This is a genomic window from Magnetococcales bacterium (genome assembly GCA_015232395.1).
Lineage (GTDB): Bacteria > Pseudomonadota > Magnetococcia > Magnetococcales > JADFZT01 > JADFZT01.
In genome coordinates this window covers 1-4,902 of sequence record JADFZT010000146.1, presented here as the reverse complement: position 1 = coordinate 4,902, position 4,902 = coordinate 1, and the positions used below count along the sequence as shown (strand labels likewise).

The following is a 4,902-nucleotide window of genomic DNA, read 5'->3' as shown; positions in this document are numbered from 1 at the left end:
CACACGCCACATAGGCCCCAAACCCCCCCAACCCTTTGCTGAAGGTGCCCATCACCAGATCCACTTCCCCCGGCACCTGGGCCGAGAGCCCACACCTCTGGCACCCAATAGGCCGAGTCGTGGCGCTTCGTGACGGGACAGATCACGCTCAGTCGCTGGACGATGAGGTCATCAGACATGAGCCCCAAAATCACCCCTTGCAGCTCGGCGGAAGTGATGGAGGCCTTCATCAGGCTTTGGATCTCCCCCAGACTGGCCGGGGAAGAGTGGCTCAACGCCTGCATCACCTCCCGGCGAATGAGCGCCTTGTCGATGCGTTTTTTCATACCTCCCCAGACGGGTCGGGTGACTTCGATCAGTCCGGCAGCGCCGCGCAGGACCGAAAAGCGGGCTACGGGACGACGACGGGTGAGGATGGTGGTGGGTTTGTAGGTGGTGGTGATCATGACTGCCTCCCTTCGATGGGATAATCCTTGCCGCTGTTGGGGTCGTGGATGATGCTTTTGGTGGATCGCCAGATGGGAGCTTTGGGGCCGGGATCTTCGGGAATAACCCAAACCACGTGGCCGGGACTGGTGAGAGGGCCGCCTTTTGCGCGCCTTCTCAATCGGGTCAGAATGCCGACCTGCTCCAGCCTGAGAAAATATTCTTCCAGATTGTGGGCTCGTCGCTTGCTCTCCCCCGCATCCAAAACCAGTAACAGCTCAGGGATGGTTACCTTGCCGCTACGCCGCAACTCTGCCCAGGCACGCTGCCGGAAGGTTCTTTTTTTCGGTGTTTTGATCCCCCGAGGCCGACCCTTACCTCCCGCCCGCACCACTCGCCCTGACTCCCGCGCATCCAACCCCGCTTTCGTCAAAAACCAGAGACGCCCATCAAGCCTCACCCAGCCACGATTTCGAAGAACCTGAAGCCCCCGACCAACCTGCTTCGAAGTATAATCAAGTGCATCGACCAGACCCTGACGCCCCTGCCCACTGTCAACACTCAACACTGAGAAAACGGCATCCGAGACCCATCTCCTGGAGACGCTCATGGCTACACACTCCCGGCACGAGGTTTGGCCCTGGATTTGGCCTTGCGGACCTTCAGGGGTGATCTGTCCCGCCAATCATGGGCGATCACCTCGCCAACCATATCTGCCGTGGTCACTCTCTCCAGCCGGTTGCGGCGGGCAAACTGCTCCACAATGGCGACGGCGTTCTTGATGACCCGATAACGCCCCTCGGTGTGGTGATAAATCTCCCGCACCAGATCATCTGCAACCGTGACTTCACACAGGTCTGAACAAAACAGGGAGACGTCCTCCAAGCTCGCCGGATTCATCCGCACCACAGTGGGAATCACTCGGGACCAGAGGGGCGGGAAATGCCGGATTGTCGTTTGAATCTCCTCCGTTGAAACCAGAATCACAGCGTTTTCGGACGTTTCCGTAACAGCCCGAATCATTTCCAAGGGAGACGCCTTGTCGGTTAGATAAAAATGCGCCTCATCCAAAACAATAGGCTGCTGAGACGCCATCAACAGTCGTCGGGCCTGCTTTTCCATTCGACCGATGGTGTGCTTCGGCTTTTCCCCCAACTCCCAGATCAGATCCTCCATTACCTGGTTGGGTGACAGCTTGGGGCGACCTTTGAGGTAAATGGCATCACTCATGTCCGCCCAGCGCCGAACGGTGATGGTTTTGCCGTATCCCGCATCACCCACCACCATCAACATATTCGCCTCTCGCGCCCCTCGGCGCTCCAGCTCCAGTATTCCAGCCAGAAACAACTTGACGTTTTGGGTGTTGACCAATTTATTCTTCATGGGGTACACTCCTCCCGTGTGATATATCTCGGTCGGGTGAGGGTTGCTTCCTCATCCGGCCATTTTTTTTTGGATATCTGCCTCATCAAGCCCCAACATCATCAAAAGATTGGGATCCTCCAGTTGGCTCTCCAAATCGCTCACCTCCTGAGCTGTCAGCTGATCCAGATGATTCAGCGCCCAGCTTGCCCAGTCCGCCTCCCGCATGGGGCCTGAAAATACCGGGCGGGAGACCCCCTCAATGGTGCGGGTGGCAGGGGAGGGGGGAGCCTCGGGATCCTGATCCAGCCCCAGCCGATTGATCTCCTCAGCTGCCGCAATTTCCTGAGCCACGGTGAGACCTGGCTCCGGCACCAGCTCCAAGGTGGGGCGGGCCTCTGCTTTGATCTTTTCTATCTGCCGCTCTTTCCGCCTGATCTGCCCGATCATCCGCTTCTGCTCTCCACGCTCAAGAACCGATTCAGGAAGGTAGGGTCGAAGACTGGCATTCCGCCTGGCTTCGCAGATGAACCGATCCTCCTCCAGCGTCCAGACCCAGACCTTGGAGCCATCCTTGGGGTCGAAGCGGACTCGAACCTTTTCCCCGTGGTATTTCACCAATGCCGCGTCCTGGTAGCGCATCTTGTGAAACTCGATTTCGGCGCTCCTGACTGTCCGGGTCTCTTCCAGCCGGAATTCCTGGAGAGAGTCGTCGATAACGACCGGTTTCCACCCCTCAGCCACATGGCCCTGCCACGCCTCGGTTGGGGTTTGGTGGCGCTTCTTACGGGTGATGGGGTCGATGATCTTGGGTAGGGCGCGGTGAGGCCGGTTGTTGTACATCCCGCGCCGCTCCTCGATAGCCGCCACCAGCTGACCCATGGTGGGGAGTTGGATCATTCCCTCCTTGAGCCTGTCCTTGACCTCCTTCAGCAGATCCTTGTCGTTCGCCTGCTTGCCGACGTAGGTGTCGAATGTTTTACAGGCGGGCAAAAACACCTGCTGGTGGCCTTTTTCCACCACACCTCCGGCGCGGGGACTGCCAGGGCGCTGGTGGTAAAAATCGAAACCCACTCGGTGCTTCAAACCAACCACATCATCCTGTAACGCCCTGTTATCCACTCCGCTGCCGTTGTCATAGTGGGCGATGGCCAGCACCCCGCCGTAATCGACCGCCATCCTGAGGGCATCCATCACCGAATATTTGTTTTCCGAATAGTTGATGGACCAGCCCACGTGATAGCGCGTCGCTACATCAAAAAATTCGGTCAACTCCGGCCTGAAACCCTTGCCGCTGTTGGGGTGCAGGACCAAAACCGGGGCGCTATAACCGTCGCCGTTCAAAACCTGCATCGGCTTCAGCATGGAGGTGTCCCGACGGAAGAAGGGGAGCATCGAAATCAGCTCAGAGCGGCCCAGCCGGCCCTTGCTGCGCTCCACCAGGCCCACACGCTGCAGATATCTCAGCACGGTCGAATAACCGGGGAGGGGGTGGTATCCGGACTCACCCAGCTGACGCATCGCCTCCACCACGGATATCTGAGCGCGGGTGCGGTAAAACCTCATGAATGGCTGGTACCACACCGGGGTGCCGACCTGTCTCGGAGAGAGAGGGGCCAAAGCCGACGCGCCCGCCTTCGACTCCCGCCGCCATCGCTGGATGGTGCGAACCGATAGAGATCCGTTTTTCTTCTGATCCTTGGCCAGAGCCACCGACAGCGCCCGCCGCACCTCAACTGACAACCACCCCGCCCGGGCCATCTCGACAAATTCGACCATGGCCGCCTTCATGCTGGATCCCTCCGCTCTAAAATCCACCTCCCGAAGCACCACCAGTCGCGCCGCCATCCGTTCTCGCTGCCAGCCGTCCAGCATCTCAACCGGAGCTTGTTTGCGCTGGGCCATCAACGCGCCTGGATCCGGCTCCGGCAGGGCTGGGAGGGTCTCCTCGTGGCGCTGCTGAAAAGCGGTCAGGGCATCCCGGGGAAGACTTGGAACGTGATACTCCAAGCTCTTGCCACCCCCCTTGCGGGTGCGGATACCCTCCCGCTTGAGGCGCTCATGCACGCCCCTTGCGGTGGTGGGTAGTCCCGGCAAACCAGCCAGCTGGGCAGCGGTGCCCCAGGATGTGGGGGGCGAAGCCATTACCGTTGGTCGGTGAGTTGTTTGGCAGACGGAACCTTTTTAAGGGCCTTGGCTACGGCGCTTGGGTCTGGCCTGGTTTTCGGATCGGGATAGGTGCGTTGAAGCCACAGAGCCAAATTCCCGGTTGATTCGGCACTATCCACCATCTCCTTGATGAATTTGGCGAGCCACGGCTCCACTTTGAGGGTGACCATGGGGGAGGGAGGGGAGGGGCGTCTGCCGGCTGAGGGAGGGGTGGCGCTTTTCAGGTCCGACACCTGCTTGCGGGTCATGTCCGGGTTGATGAGGCCGTTTTCGACGCCTTCGTGAAAAACCTCGTCGGACACCTGGGTCAGTTCGTAGAGGGAGCGCCAGTGGGGTGGCAAAACGTGCCCGTGGGCACGATTTGAAATCCTCGGATCCTCGGCAATCACCTTAAGCCTGCGCGCCGTGGAGTCGGAGAAAGGCAGATCGGTACGGATCATCTCGATAAACTCTCCATGATCCAGGTCCTCCTTGGCCTCGGCCACCATCCGCCCCACATCCAGGATCGCCTCCAGAGAGTCCTGCCAGCGGGATGTAATGCGCTTTACATGATAGGCGCGTTTTGTGCTGATCGCTGTCTCCTGACCCTCGGGAGGCAGCGTTTCACCGGCCAATACCTCTTCTTGATGTTCCTGAGTCATTTCCATTTCCTTTTGCCACCCCTTTACGGTGGGGTGGCAGAATGTTAGTTGTTGTGTTGGGCAAATTGAGAATCAGCTTTCAGTCAGCAGGATTTCACCATTTGCAATTGAATGGGTTCAGGCTGAAGCTCAGAGGTTGCATAAAGCGTTTTTGGCAGCGGGCCTTTCGGTACATCCACAACCAGACGACAACCCTCAAGCCCTGCAAGATCTGGAGACCAGAAAGCAACGCCGCGAATCGAAACCTTCAGACGTTGAACCTTCCTGACCAAGCTTCCGCCCTCCTTCAGAGCAGTTTTTCTGG

General features: G+C 58.8%; 5 protein-coding genes. All 5 read right to left on the bottom strand.

Features of this window, described 5'->3' with window-relative positions; all coding sequences use genetic code 11:
- Positions 1-446: hypothetical protein (locus tag HQL52_19935; protein ID MBF0371713.1), on the bottom strand; the 446-nt coding region annotated here is incomplete at its 3' end.
- Positions 443-1,036, bottom strand: coding sequence for a hypothetical protein (locus HQL52_19930; protein ID MBF0371712.1), 594 nt, complete (start codon positions 1,034-1,036; stop codon positions 443-445). The genes HQL52_19935 and HQL52_19930, both read right to left, overlap by 4 nt.
- A gap of 2 nt (positions 1,037-1,038) precedes the next feature.
- Positions 1,039-1,809 carry an ATP-binding protein gene (locus tag HQL52_19925; GenBank protein MBF0371711.1) on the bottom strand — a complete coding sequence of 257 codons (771 nt, stop codon included), beginning with the start codon at positions 1,807-1,809 and terminating at the stop codon, positions 1,039-1,041.
- A gap of 51 nt (positions 1,810-1,860) precedes the next feature.
- On the bottom strand, positions 1,861-3,933 hold the full coding sequence (locus tag HQL52_19920) for a Mu transposase C-terminal domain-containing protein (protein MBF0371710.1): 2,073 nt from the start codon (positions 3,931-3,933) through the stop codon (positions 1,861-1,863).
- Positions 3,933-4,598: a DUF3102 domain-containing protein gene (locus tag HQL52_19915; GenBank protein ID MBF0371709.1), complete on the bottom strand. Its 666-nt coding sequence runs from the start codon at positions 4,596-4,598 to the stop codon at positions 3,933-3,935. The genes HQL52_19920 and HQL52_19915 overlap by 1 nt, the downstream gene beginning before the upstream one ends.
- Between the last annotated feature and the right edge of the window lie 304 nt (positions 4,599-4,902).